Here is a 25,166-nt window from a genome sequence, read left to right as displayed (position 1 = left end):
CACAGATCGCCGACGGTCCCGTCGTGCTCGCTCAGAAGGGTTCGCAGCCATGACCACCAGCCCCGCCACCGACCTGGACCTCGATGCGGTGCCCGACGTCGTCACGCGGGCGGAAGCAGTGCGTGCCGAGATCGCCGACGCGGCCGCGTTCCTGGCCTCGACCTGGCCATTGGCCGACTTCATCGCCGTCAACCCGTTGTTCGGCCTGCTGGACCGTCCGTTCAGCGAGGCGGCCGCCCACGCCGGGGATCTGCTGGGCGCGCGAGCCACCCCGGACGAGACCTGGCTGCGGGCCGCGTGGCAGCGCGGCCGGATCACCGACGACGACCTGCGCGCTGCGCTGACCCGCCGCCACCCCGCGGTGCTGCGGCGGAGCCCGCTCACCCTCGGAGACCGTGTCCACGACCCGGTCGACCTGCTGCTGGCCGACCTGCAGCGGGGCATCGCCTGCCCCGCGCCGCACCGTCGGGCACGCACCGCCGCAGAGGCACTGGCCCCCGACCTCGCCGGTCTGCTCGACACCCACACGATCCAGTGGTGCTCGGCCTTCCTGGACGAGGGCCAGGCCACCTGGCGGATGCCGGGCCGGGACCTCGGCTTCTACCCCGCGTGGCGAGCACTGGCCGCCCACGACACGACCCTGCCCCGGCCGGTGCGGGAGCGGCTGCGGCACCTGCCCGAGCGCGCCGAGGACGCGATCCTGGAGGCACTGGCCGCGCTCGGTGTCCCGGACGACCGCAGGACCCACTACCTGCAGGCCCACCTGACCCGTCTCCCCGGCTTCGCCGCCCACGTCCGGTGGCGCGGCGAGCAGGCGGACGAGAGCATCGACCTCGTCGACTACCTCGCGCTGCGGTTGAGCGCCGAAGCCGCGGTGCTCGCCGGCACCCATTCCCACGGCACCGCCTGGGCCCTGGCCCGCACCGACCGGTCCGAGGTCGGGCAGGCCACCGTCGATCCGCTCGGCCGGGCCCAGCACCTGCTGTCGGCGCTGGAGATCACGAACACCGACGCCGCCCAGCGCACCGCGCTGGCGGAGCTCCTCGACGAGCTGCCGGTGCACCAGCGGGCACTCGTCTGGCTGGACGCCTACGAGGAGCACTACCGCAGCCGGCTGCTGCGCCTCCTCGACCGCCCCCTGCCCGAGCAGCCCGACGCCCGGCCGCAGGCGCAGGTGGTGTGCTGCATCGACCCTCGTTCCGAAGGGCTGCGCCGGCACCTGGAGACCCTCGGGAACTACCGGACCCTGGGCTTCGCCGGGTTCTTCGCCGTCGCCATGCGGTACCGCGACCTCGCCGGGGGCACCGCGCGGGCCCAGTGCCCCGGCCCGATCGCTCCCCGGCACACCGTCACCGAGCTTCCCTCTCCCGGCCGGCAGCGGGCGGCCGAGCGGTCGCTGGCCGGGCGGCGGGTCCTCGCCGCGGCCGAGAACTCCCTGCACGCCGCCAAGGACGACCTGGTGGCACCGTTCGTGCTCGCCGAAGCAGCCGGGTGGCTGGCCGGGCCACTGGCCGCGGCCAAGACCTTCGCCCCCGGTGCCGCCGGTGCCGCCCGCTCGTGGTGGGCCCGCCGCATCGCTCCCGCCCCGCAGACCGAGATCTCGGTCGCCGACGACCTCACCGTCGCCGAACGGGCCGCGACCGCCGAGACGATGCTGACGTTGATGGGCCTGACCGGCGGCTTCGCGCGGCTGGTGGTGCTCTGTGGGCACGGTGCGCACACCGACAACAACCCGTACCAGGCGGCACTGGACTGCGGCGCCTGCGGCGGCCACCCCGGAGGCCCCAACGCCCGCACCGCCGCGGCCCTGCTGAACGATCCGCAGGTCCGCCTGCACCTGGCCGACCACGGCATCTCCGTCCCCGGTGACACCTGGTTCGTCGCGGCCGAGCACGACACCACCACCGACACCGTCCGCCTGCTCGACACCCACCTCCTGCCCGACACCCACCGCCCCGACGTCGACGCGCTCACCGCCGACCTCCGCACGGCCGGTGCCCGGCTGGCCGCGGAACGGTGTGCCGTCCTGCCGGGAGCCCCGGTGCGCGCCCAGCCCCGGCGCGCGGCACGCCACACCCGTGCCAGGGCCCGGGACTGGGCCCAGGTCTTCCCGGAGTGGGGGCTCGCCGACAACGCCGCCTTCCTGATCGCGCCCCGGGCCCGCACCCGCGGCGTCGATCTGCGGAGCCGGGTGTTCCTCCACGACTACGACGCCGACCTCGACCCGACCGGCACCGTCCTGGAGACCATCCTCACCGCGCCGCTGGTCGTCGCGCACTGGATCAACAGCCAGTACTACTTCGCCGCCGTCGACCAGGACGCCTTCGGCGCGGGCAGCAAGGCCCTGCACAACGTCGTCGGCGGTGGCCTGGGGGTGATGTCCGGTCCCACCAGCGACCTCCGCGCCGGCTTGCCCTGGCAGTCCCTCACCGACGGACACCACGTCCGGCACGAACCACAACGTCTGCTCGCCCTCGTGCAGGCGCCGTTGTCCAGGCTGGACACCCTCATCGCCCGCCACACGGTGCTGCGCCACATGTTCGGCAACGACTGGGTCGCCCTCGCGGCACAGGAGCGTCCCGACGGGCCGTGGCACCGCTACACCCCCACCGGGTGGCAGCCCTGGCATCCCGGTACCGACGCCCCGGCCGCGACGCCCCACCCGTAGCCGCCGCGCCGGGCTCCCTCGGGCCGCGCCGTCCGCGATGCCCGGCGCGGCCCGGCCCCGGGGCTCGCGTGGCAGAACGACATGAAGGAAGAGAGGGTCCGATGACCGCGCTTCTCCTGATCCCGAGCGTGGACCATGCGGAGACCGCCGTCGAGCAGGCGAGTGAGTACTGGGTCCACCAGCGGCGCTACCGTGGTGACCCGGCCCGCAACGACGCCCTGCTCGGCATCTGGGTCCGCCGCGAGCTCGACGCCGACCTGCCGGCGCTGTGCCCCGGCGACCACTGCGGGACCGACACCGTCGAGGGCTCCTCGGCAGGGGATCCGTCCGTGGTGCCGGTGGGAATCCGCACGTCCTCCGCGGTGTCGGGGCTGTGGTCGATGTGCTGGCTGGACGGCCCCGCCCTGCGCGATGCGCACGACCCCCATCAGCGACGGTGCCGGATCCTCGATCTCCTGGTGCAGCCGTGCGCAGCACGCCGGGAGAGTTCTTCCCGGTCTTCGCGCGGACCGACTCCCCGGAGTCCATCGACGCCCATCTCACCGAACTCGGCAGCCGCTATCCGTACCTGATCGCGTCGCACTGGTACGTCGACGACCCGGAGCAGGGCATCAGTGCCCGATGATCCAGTGTGATGCGCTGCCACGACGAGCAGTCATCGGGCCGGCGGCCGGCCAGGAGGTGGTCAGGAGGGGTCTCGCCGATCGGCGAACGCCGTTTCGATCGTCTTCTTCATGAGTGCCACGGTGGTACGCATGGTGCTGGTGGCGTAGTCGACGACCGACGCGGGCGCGAACTCGGTCGTCCAGACGAGATGGACTCCCTCCTCGTCCTCCCGCACGGTCTGCGACCCCAGGTGGTGTGTCAGCGGCCCGCCCTCGGTAGCTCGGTAGGTGAGCCTTCGTGCGCCATCGTCGACCTCGACGATGCGCTCGGTGATCTTCATGTCATCGGCGAACGTCACCGTCCTGCTGTCCGGTTCCCTTTCCACGTGCAGAGCGAATCCCGGGAGGAGCCGGGTGTCCACTGCATAGACATCGCGCACGGCATCCCACGCGAACTCCGCGCTGGCATCGATGACGACATCGACCGTCACCGAGCTCACGCCGGCTTCTTCGTAACGAACCTCCATGAGCAAGGTCATGGTGTTCCTCCTTCTCTCGTCTGGTCGTCTGCTGCGGTGCGGGCCGTCACCGGCCCGGGTCGGTGTGGCTGGTGCTCCCCGGGGAACGTCAGGGCACCATCACGACCCGGCCGATCCGGCCGCGCTGCTCGGCGTAGCGGTGCGCGGCCGCAGCATCGGTCAAGGGGAAGACGCGGTCGATCACGGCTTCCAGCTCGCCGTTCGCGATGCGGCGGACGAGGTCCGCCATGTACGCGTGGACCCGGGGCTCATGGAGAAGGGAGGCGAGCCCTACTCCGTGGAGCGTCGTGTTGCTGCGGATCAGGTTCACGACGTCGACCGTGCTCTCTTCGCGGGAAGCCGTGCCCAGCGGGACGATGTGCCCGCCGTGACGGGTGGCCTCGATCAGCTGCTGGAGCAGCGATCCCCCCACACAGTCGACGGCCAGGTCGACACCGCGACCGCCGGTCAGGGCCAGAACACGGTCACGGACGTTCTCGCCTCGGTAGTCGATTCCCTCGTCGAGGCCGTAACGACGCAGCTCCTCGAACCGCGCCGGGGTCGACGCGCTCCCGATCACGCGGGCCCCCGCCGTCTTGGCGAGCTGCATCGCTGCCAGCCCGACCCCGCTGGCCGCCCCCTGCACCAGCACGGTGTCGCCGCTCGTGAGACGGCCGCGCTCGAACAGCGCTTCGTAGGCGGTCGAGAAGGTGACCGGCACCACGGCCGCCGCCTTCGGATCGACACCGTCCGGCAGCACCCAGCAGTGCTCGGGGCGTACGACGCGCAGTTCGGCATGGGAACCGGCCGGCAGTCCATGGGCCTGCCCGAAAGCGCAGACCTTCTGGCCGACCTCCAAGCCCGTGACCGCGGAGCCCACCGCCACGACCTCGCCGGCACTGCTGTAACCGAGGACGAACCCGCCCGTCGGAGGGGGGACGAGGAGACGACACATCAGGTCGCCGCCCTCGATGCTGATGGCCTCCGTCCTGACCAGAACCTCGTCGGTGCCGGGGACGGGGTCCGGCACGTCCTCGCAACTGAGCACTTCGGGGCCGCCGTTGCGGCGGTAGACAGCTGCCTTCACTCTTCAGGGCCTCTCTGGGGGTTGGGACGGCCGGCGGCAACGCCCTGCGGCGAATGCCGTGTCGGTCGACTACGGGTGGCCGTGGGCGCGCTCGGAGACGGGGGCCCATGCGTCCCAGGTGGACAGGCGCGCGGCGTAGTGGCTGCGGACCTTGGGCAGGGCCGACTTGCCCAGAATCAGCCGGAGCGGGGGCTCGGCGGCGTCGACCGCTGCCAGTACGGCCGGCGGCGTGGCGGCGGGGTCGCCGACGGCCGCGGGGTCGAAGTCCGCGTACAGGGCCTGGCGGGCCTCGTCGTAGGCGGGGTTCTCGGGTGACGCCTTGAGGGAGGTGGGGGACGAGAACTCGGTGGCATAGGGCCCGGGTTCGATGATGGTGACCTTGATGCCGAGGTGGGCGACTTCCTTCGACAGGGCCTCCATCATCCCTTCCAGCGCCCACTTGGAGGCGTTGTACAGACCGAGGGTCGCCTCACCCATCAGCCCGCCCTGGCTGGACACCGCCAGGACGTGGCCGCCTCCCTGCGCGCGCAGGAAGGGAAGCGCCGCCTGCGTCACCCAGAGCGTCCCGAGCAGGTTGGTGTCGAGCAGCTCCCGGACATCGGCCTCCTGGACCTCCTCGAGGGCACCGCGGAGGCCCTGACCGGCGTTGTTGACGATCACGTCGAGCCGTCCGAAGTGGTCGTGGGCGGCGGCCACGGCGTCGAACACGGCGCCGCGCCGGGTGACGTCCAGCGGCAGGACTAGCAAGGAGCTGGGGTACGCCGCGGCCAGCGCCTCGAGCCTGCTCTCGTCGCGCGCGGTCGCGGCGACCTTGTCGCCCCGCTGCAGCGCGGCCTCTGCCCACAGCCGGCCGAAGCCGCGTGAGCAGCCGGTGATGAACCAGACCTTCTCGGTCATGTGTGTCTCCTGTTCTTGTAGCGGGGTCCCGTCGGTGCCGGCCGCGTCGAACCCCTCCGGACCGGTGTTTGGCACTCATGCCGCCGCTCCTCCCAGGACGGACGGGGGGTTCGAGAGGGGCGAGGGCGTGGCCGTTCCTCTCCACCGTCGACTAACAGTGTTAGTCGTTCTGCTCGTTAGACTAACACTGTTAACCGAAAGATGTGGAGGGACATCCTCCCGGCGCTGCGGCGCCGGGCTGTACGGCAGGAGCCCGGGCGGGCACATACGGTGCACACGGCGAGGAGGTGGCCATGGAGCAACAGGTCAGACGGGTGCCCAATGTGCGGGGCGAGGGGGAACGGCTACGGCAGGAGATCCTCGACGCGGCGACCCGCATCCTGGAGGAGACGGGACGCGAGGACGCGCTCTCCCTGCGAGGAGTGGCCCGTGAGGTCGGCATCTCCGCGCCCAGCGTCTATCTGCACTTCAAGGACAAGACCGAACTGGTCGCCACCGTGCTCGACGCCGCCTACTGGGCGCTGGCTGCAGCGATGGGCGAGGCGGGGGAAGCGGCCGCCGCGGCCGGCGCCGCCCCGTGGGAGCGGATAGGCGCCATCGCCGCCGCCTACCGCAGATTCGCCATCGACAAGCCCCGTCGGTACCGGCTGATGTTCAGCCTGGAATACGAACCCGAGCGTCAGTCCTCCGCCGACACCCCTCTCGGCACCGTGCTCCAGGCGTGGACCCACGCCGTGGACACCTATCTCGCGGCGATCGCGCCCGGCCGGCGATCGGAGGCGGAGACCATCGGCATCCATCTCTGGACCGCCTCGCACGGCCAACTGGTCCTCTGGCACACCCTGCCAGGTCACCACACCAGCAGCGAGGACATCCTGATCGAACTGGAACAGTCGTTGCTGCACCGGCTGCTGCCCATACCGGCCCCTCAGCCATCGACCCCGACGCTCGACGCCGCACACAGCCGGCAAGGCAGTTGAGAACGTCGCACCGGACTGCGATGCGGTCCTCGTCACCCAGCACTCCGGCGTCAGGTGTGATGGGGGAGGGGTACGAGCACGCCTTTCGCCAGCTGGGCGGTCCTCGCAGCGGTCGGAGGATCCCGGGGATGCCGCATCTCGGCGGCCCGGAGTCGGCTTCCGTGCGCAGCCATCAGGCTCGAACGGCAGCCCCGGGTGCTTCGGGTATGGCTACCGGCGCGCGGACGCATGCCGCATCGGAACGGGGCTACGCGTCGTTGCTCGGCTCCGGGGGGACGTGGCGGTGCAGGAACTCCACCTGGTCTGCGACGACGGTGCTGAACAGGGGTTCGACGTAGGGGTCGAAATGGCCCCCGTCGTAGATGCGAACGGTCGAGTTCGGGATCCTCGCCGCTGCGCTCTCGGCGACTCGTCGGGGGGTGATCGCGTCCTGCGCGACGATCTGGACCAGGACCGGGCACTCGATGCTCCCGGCCCAGCGCCGGGGCGAGTAGAAGCCGATCTTCAGCGCGATGCGGGCTGCGACGGTGGCCGGGTAGTCGTCCTCGGTCAGCCCCGACTCGCGCAGGAGCGTGAGCATGCCGGGGCGGGCGTCGGGGGATGTCATCATCGCCGCGTGGCCAGGAGGGCCGACACTGTCGACGAGGACGGGGTTACGACCCAGTCGAGCGGCAACCGCGTCACGGACGCCCGCCGCCGCTGCCCGGAGGGCGGCTCGGGGCTCTGCTGATCTCACCGCTGCCGGGCCGCTGACGTGCGGTACCTGGGCGATCACGGCAGCGAGCGGTTCTCCCTGGCCGGCGATGGTGATGACGTGGCCACCGGCGAACGAGGTCCCCCATGCCACGACGCGGTCGCGGTCGACTCCGTCGAGAGAGCGGGCGAAGCGGAGAGCGGCGCGCCAGTCCTCGTGCTGCATGCCGATGTCGAGGAGCTGGCGTGGCTCGCCCCCGCTCTCGCCGAAGCCCCGGTAGTCGAAGACCACGACGACGTATCCGGCGGCGGCGAAGCGTTCGGCGTAGGCGTAGAGGCGCAGCGCGCGTGGTGAACCGAATCCGTGCGCCATGACGACGACGGGCGGTTCGTGGTCGGCGGCGGTCGGCCGGTAGACGCGGGCCGCGCACCGTGTGCCACCGGAGTCGAACCACTCGTCCGACGTTGCGAACGTGGCGCCGAACGGCTCAGTCACGGTGTTCCCCTCGACCGGTCGACAGCCTCCCTGGCCAGTGATCAAGAACGTAGCCAGCTCGGGAACGCCGTGCAAGATCAGACGAGGACGTGGTCAGCCCGGGGCGGCGGACAACGCCGTGAGTGCGGCGTGAACGGCTGGGCGCTGATCGCCGCCCGTCCGCCAGACGGCCTGGACGTGTCGCTCGACCGCCGGCCGGAACGGCAGGAACCGCACCGATGCAGGAACCTCACCGCGGCCGAGTCGGGGTACGACGCCGACCCCCAGGCCGGCTGCGACGAGGGCGAGCTGAGTGGGGTGCTCGGCGGCCTCGTGGGCGATGAGGGGGTCGATCCCGTGACTGCGCAGGACTCCGAGCAGCCAGTGGTGGCAGCTCGATCCTTGCGGCCAGCTGATCCAACGCTCGTCGTGGAGGTCGTCCACGGTGACGGAGCCCCGACCTGCGAGGCGATGGTCGGAGGGCACCGCCAGGTCGACGGTGTCGACCAGGACGGTCCTTCCGGAGAGTCCGTCCGGGAGGACGAAGGGTTTCGAGGGCCAGTACTGGTTGACGACGAGATCGACCGCGCCCCGCAGGAGCTCGGGCAGTGCTCGATCGGGGTCGTACTCGACGACTCGGACGTTCAGGGCGGGATACCGGGCGCTGAGCTGGGCCACCGCGTCCGGGATCAGCCCACGTACCGCAGTGGCGAACGCAGCGATCGTGAGAGCCCCGTGCACCGTTCCACGGTGCCGCTCGACCTCCGCGCGTGCGCGTTCGACCGACGCCAGGATCTCCTCTGCGTGGCGTGCGAGCAGCCGGCCGGCGTCGGTCAGCCGCACCCCGCGTCCGTCGCGTTCGAGCAGGCGGTCGCCCATCTCGCGTTCCAGTTTGGACAGTTGCTGGGAGGCGGCGGAGGACGTGATGCACAACGCCTGCGCCGCGGTGGAGATCGAGCCGTGGGTCGCCACGGCGTGCAGCGCACGGAGCCGCTCCAGGTTCACGTAAGAAACCCTAACGCCCAGGGGCTGGAAGGTTTTGATTTTCTTCGTGATTGCGTGCCGGTACAGATGGATGCATGGCACACCCGCTCCGTCACCAGATGACCGAGAACGGCTGATGGAAGGGGCGGATGCACGGTCCCCCGAGGTGGTCGACGAGGTCGCCGATGAGGCGTCCCCGCTCAGGCGTCACCTGACACTGGGTCCCGCCCTGGCGCTCGCGGTGACCACCGTGATCGGCGGTGGTGCGCTGGCACTGCCAGGGGTGGCGCTCGACGGAGCAGGCAACGACGCGTTGCTCGGCTGGGCCCTGGCCGGAGTGATCACCATCCCGCTGCTGGTCGTGTTCTCCCGTCTCGGAGCCCGCCATCCGACGGCCGGTGGCATCGCCGGGTTCGTTCGGCCCCGATTCGGGCGCCGAGCGGCGGCCGGGATCGAGATGGTCCTGCTCGGCACCGTCAGCCTGGGCATGCCGGCCATCGCGTTGAGCGGCGGTGGCTACCTGGAGGCTTATTCAGGCCCCGTGAAATAACGATCTAGCCCGGCGTGTCGGGTTGGGCGACAGCCCGTCCATCGCGAATATTGGTTTGCCGAATCAATCCGAGATGAACGGGCTGCCGCAGTATGTACTATACCACTGGTTTCCGGCGTGATGAAATTCAGGATCTTGTCGCTATAGTGTATGAGCAGGATCAGCGGGACGCGACGGAGGCACGTTTGTCTTGGCCGCCGGTTCTGGGGTTGTTCTGGTCGGTGGTGATCACGTTGGCGTATCTGCGCGGGAATCGTGTGCAGTGGGAGTTGGCGGAAACCTATGGGGTGTCGCAGTCGACGGTTAGTCGAGCGATCACGGGGGTGACACCGTTGCTGGCACAGGCGCTGCGGAGTGTCGTTCCGACGGCAGAGGAGCTTCGTGCCGATCGGCAGTACATCATCGATGGAACCTTGCTGCCCTGCTGGTCATGGGCCGCGGTGCCGGGTCTGTGGTCGGGCAAGCATCGCACCACCGGCGTCGTCGTCCAGGTCGCAGCCACCCTGGAAGGGCAGCTGTCGTGGATCTCCGACCCGACCCCAGGCTCCCGACACGACCTATATTGCCTCGACCAATCCGGCGCCCTCGACCACCTCGCCACATACCCCCCGATCGGCGATAAAGGATACATCGGGCGCGGCATGCTCACCCCGTTCAAAAAACCACCCGGCCGGGAACTTCTCGACTGGCAAAAAACATTCAACAAGAGCCTCAACCACACACGCGCCACCATCGAACGAGTCATCGCCCATATCAAAACGTGGAAAGTTCTCCACACAGACTACCGGCGGCCCTACGCCACATTTAAAACGACAATCTCGGCAGTCGTCGGACTCATCTTCTACACACTTACCTGACGGAGCCTGAATAAGCCTCCTGGAGGCTTATTCAGACCCCGTGAAATAACGATCTAGCCCGGCGTGTCGGGTTGGGCGACAGCCCGTCCATCGCGAATATTGGTTTGCCGAATCAATCCGAGATGAACGGGCTGCCGCAGTATGTACTATACCACTGGTTTCCGGCGTGATGAAATTCAGGATCTTGTCGCTATAGTGAGGCTTATTCAGGGTGATCATGAAGTGCGGTGTTTCTCCAGGTCGGGACCGCAGCGAGGTAGCCCGCCAGGCGGCCCTGAATAAGCCTCAGTGTATGAGCAGGATCAGCGGGACGCGACGGAGGCATGTTTGTCTTGGCCGCCGGTTCTGGGGTTGTTCTGGTCGGTGGTGATCACGTTGGCGTATCTGCGCGGGAATCGTGTGCAGTGGGAGTTGGCGGAAACCTATGGGGTGTCGCAGTCGACGGTTAGTCGAGCGATCACGGGGGTGACACCGTTGCTGGCACAGGCGCTGCGGAGTGTCGTTCCGACGGCAGAGGAGCTTCGTGCCGATCGGCAGTACATCATCGATGGAACCTTGCTGCCCTGCTGGTCATGGGCCGCGGTGCCGGGTCTGTGGTCGGGCAAGCATCGCACCACCGGCGTCGTCGTCCAGGTCGCAGCCACCCTGGAAGGGCAGCTGTCGTGGATCTCCGACCCGACCCCAGGCTCCCGACACGACCTATATTGCCTCGACCAATCCGGCGCCCTCGACCACCTCGCCACATACCCCCCGATCGGCGATAAAGGATACATCGGGCGCGGCATGCTCACCCCGTTCAAAAAACCACCCGGCCGGGAACTTCTCGACTGGCAAAAAACATTCAACAAGAGCCTCAACCACACACGCGCCACCATCGAACGAGTCATCGCCCATATCAAAACGTGGAAAGTTCTCCACACAGACTACCGGCGGCCCTACGCCACATTTAAAACGACAATCTCGGCAGTCATCGGACTCATCTTCTACACACTTACCTGACGGAGCCTGAATAAGCCTCCTGGCCGCGGCCGTCGGTGCCCCTGCGAACACCGCGTGGATAGGCGCGGTCCTGCTGTTGCTGCTGGTGACCGGAACGCTCTGTGTCGGTGCGGCCCTCTCGGCTCGCCTGTAGACCGTGTTGGCCATCGTCCTCACGATTGCTCTCGTTGCTGTCGGCCTCGTCGGTCTTCTGTCACCGGCGGCGGAGTTCACTCCACCGTCGTTCACGGTGGCAGGGTGGGAGAACGCCCTCGGGGTGGTGGGAGTGCTGTTCTTCGGGTTGACCGGCTGGGAGATCGTCGCGTTCACGCTCGGGGAGTACAAGAATCCGAAGCGGGACTTTCCTCGTGTGGTCGCCCTGAGCTTCGTCATCGTCATCGGTGTCTACCTGGTACTGGCCGCGGGTATTCAGGCGATCCTTCGCCCGGGGGATGCGACGAACGAGACTGCACCCGTCGCCGAGCTGGTCAGCCGGGCGGTCTCCCCGGAGGCGGCCGTGTTCGTCTCTGTCCTCGGGGTCGTCATCCTCGCGGCGAACCTGGTCGGGGCCATGTGGGGCGCGTCCCGGCTGGTCCACTCCAGCTCGGGCGAAGGGTTGCTTCCGCGAGGTCTGTTCCATGTCGCAGGCGCCAGCCGGACTCCTCGTCGGGCCGTTCTGGTGGTCGGAGGCGTCTTCGCCCTCCTGGTCGGTGCCTCGGCGCTGGGCCTGATCAGCGTCACGACCATGTTCGAGGTCGCCGGCCAGAACTTCTTCCTGCTCTACGTGGTGACCGCCGTCGTCTACGGACTCGAAGCGCGCAGCCGGGTCGGGCGATGCTTCGGATTCCTGCTGGCCGCCGCTCTCGCAGTGGTTGCTCTGCTGGGGTTCGACCCCCTCGCCCTGTGCTACCCCGCCGCCCTGTTCATGATCGGTTATCTGATCTTTCGGTCGCGAGCCTGAGCCGGAGCGCTCGTCACTCTTTCCACTCTGACCGCCGGTGAACACCCTCCACTCGGCAGTGGAAGTAGGTGATCACATTCACGATCTCATCCTCTCGAACACGCTCCTGGCTGGAGCGTTCCACTATGAAAGATCTAACCTCGAAAAGTGGCGGTCTTGGCTTTATTCAGAACCTTTGAGGCTAATTGCGCATCGGCTTCGATCACGTGGGGGCCCCTCTAGGACGCCACAAGCACGACACCCGACGAAAGAGCTCTCCTGTGACGACAACCCTCCGCGCTCGTGACATCCGCCTCGCAGTGCCCCGCAGCCGCAGCAGCGCGGAGGTACTGCGAGGGTGCCATATCGATCTGCGGGGTGGCGGGCTCACTGCGGTGGTGGGCCCGTCGGGATCCGGGAAGTCGTCACTGCTGGCGTGTCTGAGCGGACTCGACCGGCCGACCGGCGGCATCGTCGAGATCAACGGGCGCGACGTCTACCGGCAGTCCACGGCCGAGCGCGCGGCCATGCTTCGCTCGGAGGTCGGGTTCGTCTTCCAGCAGTACAACCTCGTGCCGTTCCTCACCGTCGACGAGAACATCGCGCTCCCGTTCCGGCTCGATCACGCGAGAGTCCCGCGCGGCGTCGTCGACGATCTGATCGCCTCTTTCGGGCTGGGCGAGCGACGCCATGCTCCGGCTCGCACGCTGTCCGGCGGAGAGCAGCAGCGCACAGCCCTGTGCCGGGCGCTCGCCCGGCGCCCGGCGATCGTGTTCGCCGACGAGCCGACAGGTGCGTTGGACTCGCGCAGCACACAGCTCGTGCTGGGGACCCTGCGACGGATGGCCGACGACGGGCAGATGATCGTGATGGTCACCCACGATCTGGACGCCGCGGCCCTGGCCGACTCCGTCGTGGTGATGCACGATGGCCGCACCGTGCGCACCACCGGCCGCACCACCAGCCGCGCGTTGCTGGACCTCATGACCGAGCCGGAGACGTGACCGCGTGTCGCGCTACGCGCTCAGAATGGTCGCCGACGAGTGGCGGCAGTGGTCACCCGCCATCGCCCTGATAGCGGTGATCACGACCATGGTGGGCCTGTGCGTCCACCAGTTCGCCTGGACCGCCGACCCGGCGTTCCGTGCCGCCGTGGCCACCGCCGGTGTCCCCTTGGCGGAGTTCCAGATCGTCTCGATCACCGTCTACACCGTGGTCGCCCTCGTCGGCTGGGTCGGTCTGACCGTGGTCGGACGGGCGAGCGTCCAGGCGACGCGCCGGACCCACGCGCTCTGGTTGCTGCTCGGGGCCGCCCCCGCCACCGTGTTCGGCGCGACGCTGCTCGTGCTGGCTGTCGTAAGCCTGTGCGGGGCGGTCCTCGGTGCACTCGCTTCGACGATTCTGGCGGCAGGGGCCGTCCCGGCGTTCAACGCCGCAGTCTCGTCCGCGGTCGAACAGCCGGAGTTCACGATCTCGCCGTGGGCGCCGGCGGTCACCGTCGTGCTCGGCACGGCGACAGCTCTGGTGGGCGGTCTCCTGCCGGCGCGCCACGCCTGCCGGACATCACCGAGCGCCGCCCTCCGAAATCCGGACGAGCCGGCACCCCGCTCCGCGAGGACCGTCCTGCGCATCGCCGGCGGCCTGATATTCCTGCTGATCGCGGGGGCACTCGTCGCAGCCGCCGGCTTCGCCGACCAGCTGGGAGCAACGGGTCCCGCCCCGATGGTCAACCTCGCCCTCGACGCAGGCGGCAGCGCGCTCGTCGGCGTCTATCTCCTCTGTCCGCAGATCGTCGGCGTCGTCCTGCGAGCGCTCCACAGGACCTTCCGAGCGCCGGGTCTGATCGTGCCTGCCGTGGGCGCCCGCGCCGCCGCGGCCCGCGTTCAGATCAGCGCGACCACCGTCGCACCCCTGGCAGCCGGTCTGGGAGGCATCGGGGTCCTGCTGTGCGCCGTCAACTCTGCCGTCGCCCTGACTGAGGCGCTCCAGCCGGGCCTCCCGACGGACCTGGCCGACGTGTGGACGATCATCGCCGTCGTCGCGGTGTCGATGCTCGCCACCAGCGCCGCCGTGGTCGCGCTGTCGGCCCGCGGGCGGGAACGCGAGATCGCCCTCCTGCTGGCGGCCGGTATGCGGCCGCGCCAGGTGACGGCGTTAGTTGCATCGGAGAGCTTCGCGATGGCCCTCGCCGCATCGATCACGGCCGCCGTCCCGGTCGTCGTCACCGGGCTCGTCTGCGGCCTCGTCGCCCGAGCGGTGCTGGGGGACCGGGCCACGGTGGCGTGGCCGGTCGGGACCATGCTGCTGGGGCTAGCCGGTTCCTGGCTCGTGCTCCTGGCCATCCTCCTCGTGCCCGCGAGCGCGCAGCTGCGTTCCCAGCCTGGTGCGCGGCTACGCGAACAACACGGAGCATGACGAGAAGGTCGCGGAGGCGCGGAGACCGCTGCGGCCGGTTCCCGTCCTTGAAGTGCCCCCGGCAGGATTCGAACCTGCGGCACCCGCTTTAGGAGAGCGGTGCTCTATCCCCTGAGCTACGAGGGCGCGAGTGCAGGTTACCCGGAAGCCCCGGGCTCCACCTCGCCGCCGTCATCGCCCGGGCCGGCGCCGGCGTGAGAACGCCGAACCGGAGAGGGGGTCCCGTTTCCTCCGGAGGGTGCGGAATCGCGGCGGCGTCCATTCGTGATATCAGCCACTATGACATCGGAAGGCTCCTGCGAGCGAGCGGCGACAGCGATTCTCTCGCAGCTCGTGCGCCCGTTCATGGGGCGCTGACCAGCGGATTCGTGCGCCGTCGACGCGCCGGGCCGCTGTCGCCGGAAAGTCGCAGATCGCGTTGTCCGGCTGATGCTCAGGATCGGCAACTGCTCCGTGGGGGCGATGGGTAAATCGTTCTAGGGTGCCCGCAGTCGACGGGGGAGGGTCAGTGCGATCGCTGTTCCGGAACACGCGGTTCCGTCGGTTGTTCACGGCCCAGGTCGTCGCGCTGGTCGGGACCGGGCTCACGACGGTCGCGCTCGGGCTCCTCGCCTACGACCTCGCCGGCGAGCGGGCCGCTCTCGTCCTGGGCTCGGCGCTGACGATCAAGATGGCGGCCTACGTCGTCGTGGGGCCGGTGGTCGGCGCGGTCGCCGACCGGGCCCCGCGGCGGATGCTGATGGTCGCTGCGGACGTCGTCCGCGCTGCGGTCGTGCTCGTCCTGCCCTGGGTGAGCGAGATCTGGCAGGTGTTCGCCCTGGTCGGGGTGCTGCAGGTCGCCTCGGCGACGTTCACGCCGGTGTTCCAGTCGGTCATCCCCGACGTCGTCCCCGACGAGCAGGACTATGCCGGAGCACTGTCGGCCGCACAGCTCGCGAGCAGCGCGGAGACGGTGCTGAGTCCGTTGCTGGCCGCGGCGGCGGTCGCGGTGACGAGCTACTCGACGCTGTTCGTCGGCACCTGCGCCGGGTTCGTCCTCTCCGCGGTCCTCGTGGCGTCGACGGTCGTCCCGCCGGTCGCGGGTCGTGCCCAGGGTGACTTCGCGACCCGGCTGCTGCTCGGGGTCCGGCTGTTCCGGGCGATCCCGCAGCTGCGGGGGCTGCTGGCGCTGAACGTCGTCGTCGCCGCGGTGGGGGTGGTGTCGCTCGTGACGACGGTGAACGTCGTCCGCGACCTGCTCGGGGGCACCGAGGTCGACGTCGGGCTGCTGCTCGCGGTGTCCGGCGCGGGGACGGCCGCGGCGGCGCTGACCTCCCCGTGGCTCGCCCGACGGCTGCCGGCCCGGACGGTGATGCTGGCCGGCGCGACGATCTCCTGCCTGGCGGCCGGGGCGACCCTGCTGCTGGCGGCGGCGCCGTCGTGGACGACCGCGGCGCTCGCGTGGGCGCTGATCGGCTTCGGCCCGGGGTGGATCATGGTCAACACCGGTCGTCTGCTGCGCACCTCGGCGGGGCCCGGTCAGCGGCCCGCCCTGTTCAGCGCGCAGTTCTCGCTCTCGCACGCCTGCTGGCTGGTCACCTACCCGCTCACCGGCTGGCTGGCGGTCTCGGCCGGCTGGACGGTGACCTGGTCGGTTCTCGCCGCGCTCGCCGTCGTCGCGCTCGGGGTGGCGGTGAGGGTCTGGCCGACGGCCGGCGCCGACCTCGTCCGGCACCGTCACGACCACGACGCCGATCACGCCCATGTCGTCACCGCGCGCCGGTCGGTGCACGGCTGGACGCACGCGCACCGGCTCGTCGTCGACGACCAGCACCCGCACGGACCCGTCCCGGTGTGACCGTTCAGGCCGCCGGGAGCAGACCGTCGGCCACCTCCCGGGCCGCGCGGATCGGCCCCGGCCCGCGCTCGACCACCGCCGTCGCGACCGCGCCCTCCAGGAGGATCATCAGGGTCCCGGCGAGCGCGGCCGGATCGGCCGTGCCCAGCCGCTCGACCTGGGCCTGCAGGTAGCTGCGCAGCGCGGTCTTGTGGTGCCGGACGACCTCGCGGGCCGGGTGGTCGAGCCGCGGCAGCTCCGAGGCCGCGTTGAGGAAGGCGCAGCCGCGGAAGTCCTCCCGGGACTGCCAGGTCTCGTAGGCGTCGAAGACGGCGAGGATCCGGTCCCGCGGCGACGCGTGGTCGGCGGTGATCCGGTCGATGTCGGACTGCCATCGGCGGTCGCGGTCCCGCAGGTAGGCGACGACGAGCCGGTCCTTCGAGCCGAAGTTCGTGTACAGCGCCGTCTTGGTGACGCCCGCCTCCGCGGCGACGGTGTCGACCCCGACCGCGTTGATGCCGTCCCGGTAGAAGAGCCGGGACGCGGCGTCGAGCACCTTGGCCCCGGCGTCGCCACGCCGTGTGCGTGCCATCCGGCCCTCCTCGGACAACCGAACGGTCTGTTCTTTTCACGGACCCTACCAGCGGCGACTGCTGCATCGGGCAGTTCGAGTTGCAAACAAACAGACAGGTCTGTTCACTAGCGGCATGACGGCGACCTGCGAACGCTCCGCGCCCACGACCGACCGGCCCTGGTGGACGTCCGCGCTGCTCGGCGCGGGGGTGATCGCGCTCTGCTACGGCGTCGCCCGCTACGCCTACGGGCTGTTCGTGCCTCGCTTCACCGAGACGTTCGGCCTGACCCCGGCCGCGGTCGGCGTGCTCTCCACGGCCGGCTACGTCCTCGGGTTGCTCGCCGCTCCGGCGCTGTCGGCGCGGTCGGCGCGCGGTGCCACGATCGCGGCCGCCGTCTCCGCGACGGTGGGGCTGCTGCTCATGGCCCTCGCCCCGGGAGTGGTGGTGTTCGGTGTCGCGATCGTGGTGGCGGGAGCCGGGGCCGGCATCGCCACCCCGGGGGTGGCGCAGCTCGTCGTCGAGGCGGTCGGTGTCGCCGCGCGCACCCGGGCGCAGTCCTGGGCGAACACCGGCACCGGGGCGGGGCTCGCGCTGACCGCGTTCACGCCGCTGCTGCCGGGGGACTGGCGGGCCGTCTGGCTCGGGTTCGGCCTGGTCGCGGTCGTCGCCACCGTTGCCGCCGCATGGCTGCTGCCGCGGGGCGTTCCCGAGGCGGCGCCCACGGAGCGGGGGCGCGGCCGGGTGCTCCCGCTGCTGGTCGTCGCCGGGTTGCTGGGGGTGGTCAGCGCGCCGTACTGGACCTTCTCGACCGCGCGGCTCGACGAGGTCAGGGCCGGGCCGGTCCTCGGCACCGTCGCGTGGTGTGCGATCGGTGTGGTCGGCGTGCTCGGCGGCGCGGTGGGACGGGCGGCGCAGCGGCACGGGCTGCGGGCGGTCGGGCTCGTCGTCTGGACCCTGTTCTCGGCCGGGATCGCCCTGCTCGCCCTGCCGGAGCCGGGCCTTCTCGGCGCGATCGTCTCGGCGGGCCTGTTCGGCGCGGGCTACATCGGGCTGACCGGGCTGTGCATCCTGTGGGCCGCCCACATCGTCCCGGGTGCTCCCGCGCGTGCGGTGACCTGGGCGTGCCTCGCCCTGGGTGTCGGTCAGACGGTGGGCTCGCCGCTGGCCGGGGCCCTGGCCGGCCGGATCGGGACGGCGGGGACGCTCGCCGTCGCCGCCGCGCTGGGCCTGCTTGCCTGGGCGCAGCTGCACCCGCGGCTGGCGCCGCCGGACGCGTACCGGGCCTGAACGACGACGTGTCCCCCGGTGCGGACGTGCCGCACCGGGGGACGGGATCAGGCCGGGATCAGCGACGGCTCGGGGTTCGGCCGTGTGTGACGGCGTTCCAGGTGTCGATGCCCACCCAGATCTCGCGGAGCACGTTCCCGGTGCGCTGGGCGGCGTCCCGCAGGGTCTCGGGCCAGGACGGCGTCGGGGTCTCGTGGGTGGTCATCGGCTACCTCCTCGTAGTGGTCGACTCGGAAGCTGGTCTGTCCGATTCGCACCACGAGAGTAGCCAGTGAGACTCCGATGTCTCAAGGGTGACGATCGTGTGTCACGCCTCATTCGCTCGGAGCAGCGGTCTCCACGACCCCGGCCAGCAGGGTCCGCTCGGTGACCCCGACGATCTCCTGCCGGGCGAGCCTTCCGTCGTGGGCGGCGAGCACCGACCGGGTCAGCAGGGCGTAGAGCGCCTCGGTCATCCACGTCGCGGACAGGGTCACGCAGAAGACCCCGCTCCGCTGGCCGCGCTGGAACAGCTCGACGAGCAGGGTGTCCATCTCGGCGTAGCGGGCCAGGACCTCGTCGCTGGACTGGATGCGCTCGGCGAGCACCCACAGGTCCACCGAGGGCAACAGGCCGACGATGACCCGGCGCACCGCCTCGATCGGGTCGCTCTCGTCGGTCCGGGCCTCCCGGATCGCGGCGATCCCGCGCTCCACGCCCATCTCGCTGAGCTCCTCGAGGAGCGCCTCCCGACCGTCGACGAGCCGGTGCAGGGTCGCCCGGCTGATGCCGGCGCCGGTCGCGATCTCCGACATCGACGCGGCCGGGTTCTGCACGAGCACGGTCGCGGCCGCGAGGAGCACGTCGTTCCGCTCGATGGCCACGCCGGAGACGGTAGACCTCCGTGCGTCAGACCATCGCAGCCGTTCCGACCTGCGGATTCTCCCGGAAGAAGCGGACCATCGCGTCGACGTGCTCCTCGAAGGGCGGGCAGTGCACGCCCAGCGGGCCCAGCATCGCGGTGGTCGCGTCGGTGTCGTAGTGCGACGGGTGGGTCAGGTACTCCAGCGTGCTGGAGGGGACCTTGAACAGCCGTCCGACGCCGGGCACGTGGTCGATGGAGAACGCGGCGAGCCCGACCGGCATCGGCACCACGGGCAGGCGCTTGCCGAGCCGGTCGGCGAACACCTCGCACATCTCGGTCACCGTCGGCGGGGCCGGCTGGGCCAGCGCGAACGTCCGGTTCACCGCCGGACCGTGCCCGGCCAGCGCGGCGATCCCGTCGACGACGTAGTCCGAGGGCACCAGGTTGAACCGGGTCCGCGCCGCCGCCCGGGGGAGCGGCACGAACGCCGTCCGGCCCTGCCGGGCCATCAGCTGCAACAGGTAGTACGGGCCGTCGAACTTCTGCGGCGCCCCGGTGACCGAGTCCCCGACGACGACCGACGGCCGGTAGATCGACACCGGCAGGCCGGCGTCGCGGGCCTTGACCACGACGCGCTCGGCCTCGTGCTTGGTGTGGTCGTAGTGGTTGGCGAAGGGCTGGCCGAGCTCCAGGTCGGTCTCGGAGAAGATGCCGTCGTAACGGCCCGAGACGTAGCAGGTCGACACGTACTGCAGCCGGACCAGCTCCGACGCGGCCTCGGCGAACCGCACGACGTGCCGGGTGCCCTCGACGTTCACCGACCACGCGATGTCCGCCGGCACCGAGAGGTCGTAGACCGCGGCCAGGTGGAAGACCTCCAGCGGCCCACCGAGCAGTCGCTCCCGTTCGGTCTGCTCCAGTCCCAGCCCGTCGACGGTGATGTCCCCGACGACGAGGTCGGTGCGCCCGGCGATCTCCGGCGCCTCGCGCTCGATCCGCGCCAGGGTCGTGCGGGCCTGGTCCAGGAACTTGGCCTGCACCAGGGCGACCGCGCGCGAGTCCGGCGCGCGGCGCAGTGTCCGCGGCAGCAGAGCCGACCCGAGGAAACCGGGGAACCCGGTGAACAGCACGACACTCATCCCGGCACCGCCCTTCCGCACGGCGTCCGTGCCGCGCCGTCGCTCCGCGGGACGGTATCCGGTACCGCCCGTACCAACCGGGTGACTGTGACCGACATCAGCCGACCGGGATATGCCCGCCGGGATCGGCCGTCCGGGATCAGTCGGCCCGGATCAGCGACGCGGCGTGGTCGGGCACGTCGCGCTGCACCTCGCGCGGCGGACGCTCGTAGCCCGTCGACGGCACCCGGTCCGGCAGGGTCAGGACCCGTCGCTCCACCGGCTCCCAGGGGATCGAGCCCAGCAGGTGGTGGATCATGTTGATCCGCGCGTTGCGCTTCTCCTCGGCCTCGACGATCCACCACGGCGCGTGGTCGGTGTCGGTGTGGATCAGCATGTCGTCACGGGCGCGGGAGTAGTCGTCCCACCGGGTCATCGACTCGAGGTCCATCGGCGAGAGCTTCCACTGCTTGAGCGGGTTCTCCAGTCGCTCGGCGAACCGCCGCGCCTGCTCATCGGCGCTGACCGAGAACCAGTACTTGCGCAGGTGGATGCCGTCCTCGACGAGCATGTTCTCGAACACCGGCGCCTGGCGCAGGAAGCGGCGGTACTCGGCCTCGGTGCAGAAGCCCATCACCCGCTCGACGCCGGCGCGGTTGTACCAGGACCGGTCCATCAGCACGATCTCGCCGGCCGCGGGCAGCTGCTCGACGTAGCGCTGGAAGTACCACTGCCCCTTCTGCCGCTCGGTCGGAGCGGGCAGCGCGACGATCCGCGCGAACCGCGGGTTGAGGTACTGGGTGACGCGCTGGATCGCACCGCCCTTGCCGGCGGCGTCGCGCCCCTCGAAGACCACGACGACCCGTGCGCCCGAGGCCCGGACCCACTCCTGCATCTGCAGCAGCTCGCCCTGCAGGCGGAGGAGCTCGGCGTCGTAGATCTTGCGCGGCAGTTTCCTGGTCGCCATCGGGACACCCAACCAGATCGGTGCACCCGTCCCTAGCGACCCGCCCGGCGCAGTGCCTCGGAGAACACCTCGGCGATGGCGGCGTAGCCGCGGTCGTTGGGATGGAACCGGTCGGAGGCCAGCTTGCCGCGCCAGTGCCGCGTCCGCGGGTCCCGCAGCTCGGCCAGTACGAGTCCGCGGTGCCGCACGGCGTCGTCGATCAGGCCGTTGACCTGCAGTGCCGCCGCGAACGTTCCCGGTTGGTTCCCGATGACGGTGCCCGGAGGAAGCCGGTCGACCAGCGCCGCGTACCGGTGCCCGACGCCGTCCTGGTGCCGTGGCTGCATCAGGTCGTTGGACCCGACCAGGCACAGCAGCAGCTCGGGGTGCAGTCCCTCGGCGACGGGGAGCTGGGCGTCGAGGACGTCGTCGACGCGGGCGCCGTACTGGGACAGGTTCACCAGCCGCCACCCGGGCAGCCGACCGATCAGCTGCCCGGCCCACCCGCGCTCGGGGTGCGAGGCGCCGATGCCCTGGGCCATCGAGTCGCCGAGGACGACGCAGAGCGGGCCGGTCCGGGACAGCTCGGTGCGGTTGCGTTCCTCCCAGTGCGCCGCGTACGGCTCGATCTGCTGCTGCACGCGGCGGATCCCGGGCACGAACCGGGAGACCGCGGTGATGATCCGGCCCGGCGGGCGCCCGGTCCGGTTGGAGAAGACGGGCTCACCCGTGTCGGCCACGGCCCCAGTGAAGCAGGTTCCGCGGCGCCGGTGACCCCGGCGGGACCACCGTCGCGGATCTACCGTGGACGCCATGACGACCGTCGCACTGCTGGGGACCGGGATCATGGGCGCCGGGATGGGGCACAACATCCTCGCTGCCGGGCTGGACCTGCGGGTCTGGAACCGGACCGCGGCCAAGGCGCAGCCGCTCGCCGACGCGGGCGCGGCCCTGCACACCGACCCGGCCGACGCCGTCCGCGGCGCCGACGTCGTCGTGACGATGCTGGGGAACGCCGACGACGTGACCGCCGTCCTGGAGCAGGCCGCCGACGGTCTCGCGCCGGGCCAGGTGTGGCTGCAGACCACCACCGTCGGCGTCGAGCCGTTCGACGGGCTCCGCGCGATCGCCGAGCGCCACAGCCTGACCCTGCTCGACGCGCCGGTGCTCGGCACCCGCGCGCCCGCCGAGGCCGGGCAGCTGACCGTGTTCGTCGCCGGCGACCCCGCGGCGCGCCCGGTCGTCGACCCGGTGCTCGACGCCGTCGGCCGGCAGACCGTGTGGGTGGCCGAGGACTGCGGGTCCGCGCAGGCGAGCCGGCTCAAGCTCGTCGCCAACAGCTGGGTGCTGGCGATCACCGCCGCGACCGGGGAGTCCGTCGCGCTCGCCCAGGGGCTCGGGGTGGACCCGCAGGCCTTCCTCGACGCCGTCGCCGGCGGCCCGCTGGACCTGCCCTACCTGCAGAACAAGGCGAGGGCGATCCTCGACGACGACTTCACCCCCAGCTTCACGGTGGACAACGCGGCCAAGGACGCGGGACTGATCGTCGCCGCGGCCCAGGCCTCGGGCACCCGGCTCGACGTCGCGCCCGCGGTGCGGAACCGGCTGCTGCGGGCGTCGGAGCGCGGCCACGGCGGCGAGGACATGGCCGCCGCCTACAAGGCGTCCTGACCGCCGGGCCCTGATCACCATCTGCCGATCAGGGCCTGCTCAGGTTCCTCTCAGAGCCGTCGGCGAGACTGGCGCCCATGCGCATTCTGGTCGTCGACGACGACAAGGCGGTCCGGGACTCGCTGCGTCGTTCGCTGGCCTTCAACGGCTACCAGGTCGACCTCGCCGAGGACGGCCAGGTCGCGCTGGACAAGATGCTCACCGACCGGCCGGACGCGCTCGTCCTGGACGTGATGATGCCGCGCGTCGACGGTCTGGAGGTGTGCCGGCGGCTGCGCAGCGCCGGTGACGCGCTCCCGATCCTCGTGCTGACCGCACGCGACGCGGTGTCCGACCGGGTCGCCGGGCTCGACGCCGGCGCCGACGACTACCTGCCCAAGCCGTTCGCGCTGGAGGAGCTGCTGGCCCGGCTGCGTGCGCTGCTGCGCCGCCGCACCCCCGACACCGACGACGACGCCGGCACCAGCCCCGCGCTGACCTTCGGCGACCTGTCGCTGGACCCCGACACCCGTGAGGTGACCCGCGGCGGACGGCCGATCAGCCTCACCCGCACCGAGTTCTCCCTGCTGGAGCTGCTGCTCGCGCACCCGCGCCGGGTGCTGACCCGCGCCCAGATCCTCGAGCAGGTGTGGGGTTACGACTTCCCGACCAGCGGCAACGCCCTGGAGGTCTACGTCGGCTACCTGCGCCGCAAGACCGAGGCCGAGGGCGAGCCGCGGCTGATCCACACGGTGCGCGGCGTCGGCTACGTCCTGCGGGACACCCCGCCGTGACCCAGCCGCTCCCGCTCGACGAGGAGCGGGCCGAGCGCTGGTGGCGCCGCGGGCCCGCGGCCGAGCCGGACCGCGAGCGGTTCACGCTGCGCGCCCGGATCGGGGTGCTGGCCGCACTCGTCGCCGCCGCGATGGTGCTGCTCGTGTCCGCCGCCGCGTTCCTCGTGGTGCGCCAGAACCTCACCAGCTCGCTGGACGAGACGCTGCGCCAGCGTGCCTACGCCGCCGCGCAGAGCGACCTGATCGACCCGCGGCTGCTCGCCGCGCTCCCGCCCGACGTGCTCGGCGCCGCCGACCTGCACATCGCGCTCGTCTACTCCTCCGGCATCGCGACCTCGGCCGACGAGTCGTCGCGGCCGCCGCTGGGGGAGCCGGAGGTCGCCGTCGCCCAGGGCGGGCCGACCCAGCCGGGACGCACCGCCGATCTCGACGGCGTGCCGTACCGGATCGTCGCCGTCCGGGCCGGGGACGGCCGTGCGCTGGTGCTGGCCCAGCGGCTCGACACGATGACCCGGGTGGTGACCCGGATGGGCACCGCGCTGCCGATCGTCGGGCTCGGCGGTGTCGTGCTGGCCGCGCTCGCCGGGGTCGCGGTCGCCCGGACCGGGCTGCGGCCGGTGCTGCGGCTCACCGCGGCGACCGAACGCGTCGCCAAGACCGGTGACCTGCGTCCGATCCCGGTCTCCGGGTCCGACGAGCTGGCCCGGCTCACCCAGTCGTTCAACACGATGCTCGGCGCGCTGGCCGCGTCGCGGGAACAGCAGCGCCGGCTCGTCGCCGACGCCGGGCACGAGCTGCGCACCCCGCTGACCTCGCTGCGCACCAACCTGGAGCTGCTCGCCTCCGCCGACCGGCCGGACACCCCCGACCTGCCGGCCCAGGACCGCACCGAGCTGCTCGACGACGTCCGCGCCCAGGTCGAGGAGCTGTCCCACCTCGTCGGGGACCTCGTCGAGCTCGCCCGCGACGACGCCCCGACCATGACGAGCGAGGCACTGGAGCTCACCGAGATCGTCGACCGCGCCCTGGACCGGGTGAAGCGACGGGCGGGGGAGGTCGAGTTCGAGGTCCACCGGACCCCGTGGATCCTCGACGGCGACGCCAGCGCGCTCGAACGTGCCGTCCTCAACCTGCTCGACAACGCCGTGAAGTGGAGCCCGCCCGGCGGCACCGTGCGGCTGTCGATGGTGCCGATCTCGCCGGAGTGGCTGGTCATCGAGGTCGCCGACGAGGGCGACGGGATCGCCGCCGAGGACCTGCCGCACGTGTTCGACCGCTTCTACCGGGCCGACACCTCGCGCACCATGCCCGGCTCCGGGCTGGGGCTGTCCATCGTCGCGCAGGCGGCGGCGCGGCACGGGGGAGAGGTGCGGGCCGGGCGGGCCCCGGAGGGCGGTGCGCTGCTCTCGATGGCCCTGCCGGGCCGGTACGTGGCGGAGCCGGACAGCCCATAACCTGGTGCGACACCCCCGTGACGGGGTGGTGCTCC

General features: G+C 71.0%; 26 protein-coding genes and 1 tRNA gene. 15 read left to right on the top strand and 12 right to left on the bottom strand.

The genetic code is table 11. The features are described from left to right. Nucleotides 1–49: 49 nt before the first annotated feature. Together KPL59_RS14205 and KPL59_RS14200 are read left to right on the top strand one after the other, a co-directional pair. Nucleotides 50–2,668: a DUF2309 domain-containing protein gene (locus KPL59_RS14205; protein ID WP_226361070.1), complete on the top strand. Its 2,619-nt coding sequence runs from the start codon at nucleotides 50–52 to the stop codon at nucleotides 2,666–2,668. A gap of 466 nt (nucleotides 2,669–3,134) precedes the next feature. Beyond that, nucleotides 3,135–3,293, top strand: coding sequence for a hypothetical protein (locus KPL59_RS14200; RefSeq protein ID WP_226361069.1), 159 nt, complete (start codon nucleotides 3,135–3,137; stop codon nucleotides 3,291–3,293). Nucleotides 3,294–3,353: 60 nt separating this feature from the next. Here KPL59_RS14200 and KPL59_RS14195 read toward each other — a convergent pair whose 3' ends face one another. From KPL59_RS14195 to KPL59_RS14185, 3 genes are all read right to left on the bottom strand, one after another. Then, on the bottom strand, nucleotides 3,354–3,812 hold the full coding sequence (locus KPL59_RS14195) for an SRPBCC family protein (RefSeq protein WP_226352422.1): 459 nt from the start codon (nucleotides 3,810–3,812) through the stop codon (nucleotides 3,354–3,356). 88 nt (nucleotides 3,813–3,900) lie between these two features. Next, a complete protein-coding gene (locus KPL59_RS14190; RefSeq protein WP_226352423.1) occupies nucleotides 3,901–4,878 on the bottom strand; it encodes a zinc-binding dehydrogenase in 978 nt (325 codons plus the stop codon). Nucleotides 4,879–4,947: 69 nt separating this feature from the next. Further along, nucleotides 4,948–5,775, bottom strand: a complete 828-nt coding sequence (locus tag KPL59_RS14185; protein WP_226361068.1) for an SDR family NAD(P)-dependent oxidoreductase — start codon at nucleotides 5,773–5,775, stop codon at nucleotides 4,948–4,950. Between the two features lie 293 nt (nucleotides 5,776–6,068). On the opposite strand from KPL59_RS14185, the gene KPL59_RS14180 reads away from it, so the two are divergent. Next, nucleotides 6,069–6,755, top strand: coding sequence for a TetR/AcrR family transcriptional regulator (locus tag KPL59_RS14180; protein WP_226361067.1), 687 nt, complete (start codon nucleotides 6,069–6,071; stop codon nucleotides 6,753–6,755). A 247-nt stretch (nucleotides 6,756–7,002) separates the two neighbouring features. Here KPL59_RS14180 and KPL59_RS14175 read toward each other — a convergent pair whose 3' ends face one another. Both KPL59_RS14175 and KPL59_RS14170 read right to left on the bottom strand, forming a co-directional pair. Further along, nucleotides 7,003–8,019: an alpha/beta hydrolase gene (locus KPL59_RS14175; RefSeq protein WP_226352426.1), complete on the bottom strand. Its 1,017-nt coding sequence runs from the start codon at nucleotides 8,017–8,019 to the stop codon at nucleotides 7,003–7,005. An 18-nt stretch (nucleotides 8,020–8,037) separates the two neighbouring features. Next, nucleotides 8,038–9,009, bottom strand: a complete 972-nt coding sequence (locus KPL59_RS14170) for a LysR family transcriptional regulator (RefSeq protein WP_226361066.1) — start codon at nucleotides 9,007–9,009, stop codon at nucleotides 8,038–8,040. A gap of 139 nt (nucleotides 9,010–9,148) precedes the next feature. Between KPL59_RS14170 and KPL59_RS14165 the strand changes: the two genes are divergently transcribed. The 7 genes from KPL59_RS14165 (at nucleotide 9,149) to KPL59_RS14135 (ending at nucleotide 14,647) form a co-directional block, all read left to right on the top strand. After that, nucleotides 9,149–9,457 (top strand): hypothetical protein, encoded by a 309-nt coding sequence (locus KPL59_RS14165; protein ID WP_226361065.1) that lies wholly within the window; start codon nucleotides 9,149–9,151, stop codon nucleotides 9,455–9,457. A 92-nt stretch (nucleotides 9,458–9,549) separates the two neighbouring features. Beyond that, complete coding sequence (locus KPL59_RS14160; protein ID WP_226361064.1) at nucleotides 9,550–10,314, top strand: transposase; 765 nt, start codon at nucleotides 9,550–9,552, stop codon at nucleotides 10,312–10,314. Between the two features lie 141 nt (nucleotides 10,315–10,455). Next, complete coding sequence (locus tag KPL59_RS14155) at nucleotides 10,456–10,596, top strand: hypothetical protein (RefSeq protein WP_226361063.1); 141 nt, start codon at nucleotides 10,456–10,458, stop codon at nucleotides 10,594–10,596. Nucleotides 10,597–10,602: 6 nt separating this feature from the next. Then, nucleotides 10,603–11,313 carry a transposase gene (locus KPL59_RS14150; protein WP_226361062.1) on the top strand — a complete coding sequence of 237 codons (711 nt, stop codon included), beginning with the start codon at nucleotides 10,603–10,605 and terminating at the stop codon, nucleotides 11,311–11,313. Nucleotides 11,314–11,449: 136 nt separating this feature from the next. Beyond that, nucleotides 11,450–12,253, top strand: coding sequence for an APC family permease (locus KPL59_RS14145; protein WP_226361061.1), 804 nt, complete (start codon nucleotides 11,450–11,452; stop codon nucleotides 12,251–12,253). 185 nt (nucleotides 12,254–12,438) lie between these two features. Then, nucleotides 12,439–13,236: an ABC transporter ATP-binding protein gene (locus KPL59_RS14140; protein ID WP_226361060.1), complete on the top strand. Its 798-nt coding sequence runs from the start codon at nucleotides 12,439–12,441 to the stop codon at nucleotides 13,234–13,236. A 4-nt stretch (nucleotides 13,237–13,240) separates the two neighbouring features. After that, a complete protein-coding gene (locus tag KPL59_RS14135; RefSeq protein WP_226361059.1) occupies nucleotides 13,241–14,647 on the top strand; it encodes an FtsX-like permease family protein in 1,407 nt (468 codons plus the stop codon). 53 nt (nucleotides 14,648–14,700) lie between these two features. Here the strand turns inward: KPL59_RS14135 and KPL59_RS14130 are convergent. Beyond that, nucleotides 14,701–14,773 (bottom strand) — tRNA-Arg (locus tag KPL59_RS14130). 382 nt (nucleotides 14,774–15,155) lie between these two features. Between KPL59_RS14130 and KPL59_RS14125 the strand changes: the two genes are divergently transcribed. Beyond that, complete coding sequence (locus KPL59_RS14125; RefSeq protein ID WP_226361058.1) at nucleotides 15,156–16,484, top strand: MFS transporter; 1,329 nt, start codon at nucleotides 15,156–15,158, stop codon at nucleotides 16,482–16,484. Nucleotides 16,485–16,488: 4 nt separating this feature from the next. On the opposite strand, the gene KPL59_RS14120 is transcribed toward KPL59_RS14125, so the two are convergent. Then, a complete protein-coding gene (locus KPL59_RS14120) occupies nucleotides 16,489–17,055 on the bottom strand; it encodes a TetR/AcrR family transcriptional regulator (protein ID WP_226358575.1) in 567 nt (188 codons plus the stop codon). Between the two features lie 115 nt (nucleotides 17,056–17,170). On the opposite strand from KPL59_RS14120, the gene KPL59_RS14115 reads away from it, so the two are divergent. Continuing rightward, the gene (locus KPL59_RS14115) at nucleotides 17,171–18,325 is read left to right on the top strand and encodes a YbfB/YjiJ family MFS transporter (RefSeq protein WP_226361057.1); all 1,155 of its coding nucleotides are present in this window, start codon (nucleotides 17,171–17,173) and stop codon (nucleotides 18,323–18,325) included. A 58-nt stretch (nucleotides 18,326–18,383) separates the two neighbouring features. Here the strand turns inward: KPL59_RS14115 and KPL59_RS14110 are convergent, their stop codons facing one another. The 5 genes from KPL59_RS14110 to KPL59_RS14090 all read right to left on the bottom strand — a co-directional run bounded on the left by KPL59_RS14110 (nucleotide 18,384) and on the right by KPL59_RS14090 (nucleotide 21,973). Beyond that, nucleotides 18,384–18,530 carry a hypothetical protein gene (locus KPL59_RS14110; RefSeq protein WP_020623819.1) on the bottom strand — a complete coding sequence of 49 codons (147 nt, stop codon included), beginning with the start codon at nucleotides 18,528–18,530 and terminating at the stop codon, nucleotides 18,384–18,386. Nucleotides 18,531–18,639: 109 nt separating this feature from the next. Next, nucleotides 18,640–19,188, bottom strand: a complete 549-nt coding sequence (locus KPL59_RS14105; protein WP_226361056.1) for a TetR/AcrR family transcriptional regulator — start codon at nucleotides 19,186–19,188, stop codon at nucleotides 18,640–18,642. Nucleotides 19,189–19,213: 25 nt separating this feature from the next. Continuing rightward, on the bottom strand, nucleotides 19,214–20,308 hold the full coding sequence (locus tag KPL59_RS14100; protein ID WP_226361055.1) for an SDR family oxidoreductase: 1,095 nt from the start codon (nucleotides 20,306–20,308) through the stop codon (nucleotides 19,214–19,216). A gap of 139 nt (nucleotides 20,309–20,447) precedes the next feature. Next, the gene (ppk2, locus tag KPL59_RS14095; RefSeq protein ID WP_226358579.1) at nucleotides 20,448–21,254 is read right to left on the bottom strand and encodes a polyphosphate kinase 2; all 807 of its coding nucleotides are present in this window, start codon (nucleotides 21,252–21,254) and stop codon (nucleotides 20,448–20,450) included. A gap of 32 nt (nucleotides 21,255–21,286) precedes the next feature. Beyond that, complete coding sequence (locus KPL59_RS14090) at nucleotides 21,287–21,973, bottom strand: SGNH/GDSL hydrolase family protein (protein ID WP_075308440.1); 687 nt, start codon at nucleotides 21,971–21,973, stop codon at nucleotides 21,287–21,289. A 73-nt stretch (nucleotides 21,974–22,046) separates the two neighbouring features. On the opposite strand from KPL59_RS14090, the gene KPL59_RS14085 reads away from it, so the two are divergent. The 3 genes from KPL59_RS14085 (at nucleotide 22,047) to KPL59_RS14075 (ending at nucleotide 25,131) form a co-directional block, all read left to right on the top strand. After that, nucleotides 22,047–22,904: an NAD(P)-dependent oxidoreductase gene (locus tag KPL59_RS14085; RefSeq protein ID WP_226361054.1), complete on the top strand. Its 858-nt coding sequence runs from the start codon at nucleotides 22,047–22,049 to the stop codon at nucleotides 22,902–22,904. 77 nt (nucleotides 22,905–22,981) lie between these two features. Continuing rightward, nucleotides 22,982–23,677 carry a response regulator transcription factor gene (locus tag KPL59_RS14080; RefSeq protein ID WP_060713345.1) on the top strand — a complete coding sequence of 232 codons (696 nt, stop codon included), beginning with the start codon at nucleotides 22,982–22,984 and terminating at the stop codon, nucleotides 23,675–23,677. Further along, nucleotides 23,674–25,131, top strand: coding sequence for a cell wall metabolism sensor histidine kinase WalK (locus tag KPL59_RS14075; protein ID WP_020623812.1), 1,458 nt, complete (start codon nucleotides 23,674–23,676; stop codon nucleotides 25,129–25,131). Before KPL59_RS14080 ends, KPL59_RS14075 begins: the two co-directional genes overlap by 4 nt. The last annotated feature ends 35 nt before the right edge of the window (nucleotides 25,132–25,166 follow it).

The organism is Pseudonocardia sp. ICBG1142 (assembly GCF_020496255.1).
Taxonomy (GTDB): Bacteria; Actinomycetota; Actinomycetes; order Mycobacteriales; family Pseudonocardiaceae; genus Pseudonocardia.
The sequence above is the reverse complement of the archived record's forward strand: the minus strand, read 5'-3'. Positions and strand labels throughout refer to the sequence as shown.

What these genes read in the sequence shown, in the direction of transcription:
- KPL59_RS14080 (WP_060713345.1), top strand. Translation starts at nt 22,982, where the DNA reads ATGCGCATTCTGGTCGTCGACGACGACAAGGCGGTCCGGGACTCGCTG.
- KPL59_RS14155 (WP_226361063.1), top strand. Translation starts at nt 10,456, where the DNA reads ATGTACTATACCACTGGTTTCCGGCGTGATGAAATTCAGGATCTTGTC.
- KPL59_RS14205 (WP_226361070.1), top strand. Translation starts at nt 50, where the DNA reads ATGACCACCAGCCCCGCCACCGACCTGGACCTCGATGCGGTGCCCGAC.
- KPL59_RS14195 (WP_226352422.1), bottom strand. Translation starts at nt 3,812, where the DNA reads ATGACCTTGCTCATGGAGGTTCGTTACGAAGAAGCCGGCGTGAGCTCG.
- KPL59_RS14110 (WP_020623819.1), bottom strand. Translation starts at nt 18,530, where the DNA reads ATGACCACCCACGAGACCCCGACGCCGTCCTGGCCCGAGACCCTGCGG.
- KPL59_RS14185 (WP_226361068.1), bottom strand. Translation starts at nt 5,775, where the DNA reads ATGACCGAGAAGGTCTGGTTCATCACCGGCTGCTCACGCGGCTTCGGC.
- KPL59_RS14180 (WP_226361067.1), top strand. Translation starts at nt 6,069, where the DNA reads ATGGAGCAACAGGTCAGACGGGTGCCCAATGTGCGGGGCGAGGGGGAA.
- KPL59_RS14160 (WP_226361064.1), top strand. Translation starts at nt 9,550, where the DNA reads ATGTACTATACCACTGGTTTCCGGCGTGATGAAATTCAGGATCTTGTC.
- KPL59_RS14085 (WP_226361054.1), top strand. Translation starts at nt 22,047, where the DNA reads ATGACGACCGTCGCACTGCTGGGGACCGGGATCATGGGCGCCGGGATG.
- KPL59_RS14115 (WP_226361057.1), top strand. Translation starts at nt 17,171, where the DNA reads ATGACGGCGACCTGCGAACGCTCCGCGCCCACGACCGACCGGCCCTGG.
- ppk2 (WP_226358579.1), bottom strand. Translation starts at nt 21,254, where the DNA reads ATGGCGACCAGGAAACTGCCGCGCAAGATCTACGACGCCGAGCTCCTC.
- KPL59_RS14100 (WP_226361055.1), bottom strand. Translation starts at nt 20,308, where the DNA reads ATGAGTGTCGTGCTGTTCACCGGGTTCCCCGGTTTCCTCGGGTCGGCT.
- KPL59_RS14120 (WP_226358575.1), bottom strand. Translation starts at nt 17,055, where the DNA reads ATGGCACGCACACGGCGTGGCGACGCCGGGGCCAAGGTGCTCGACGCC.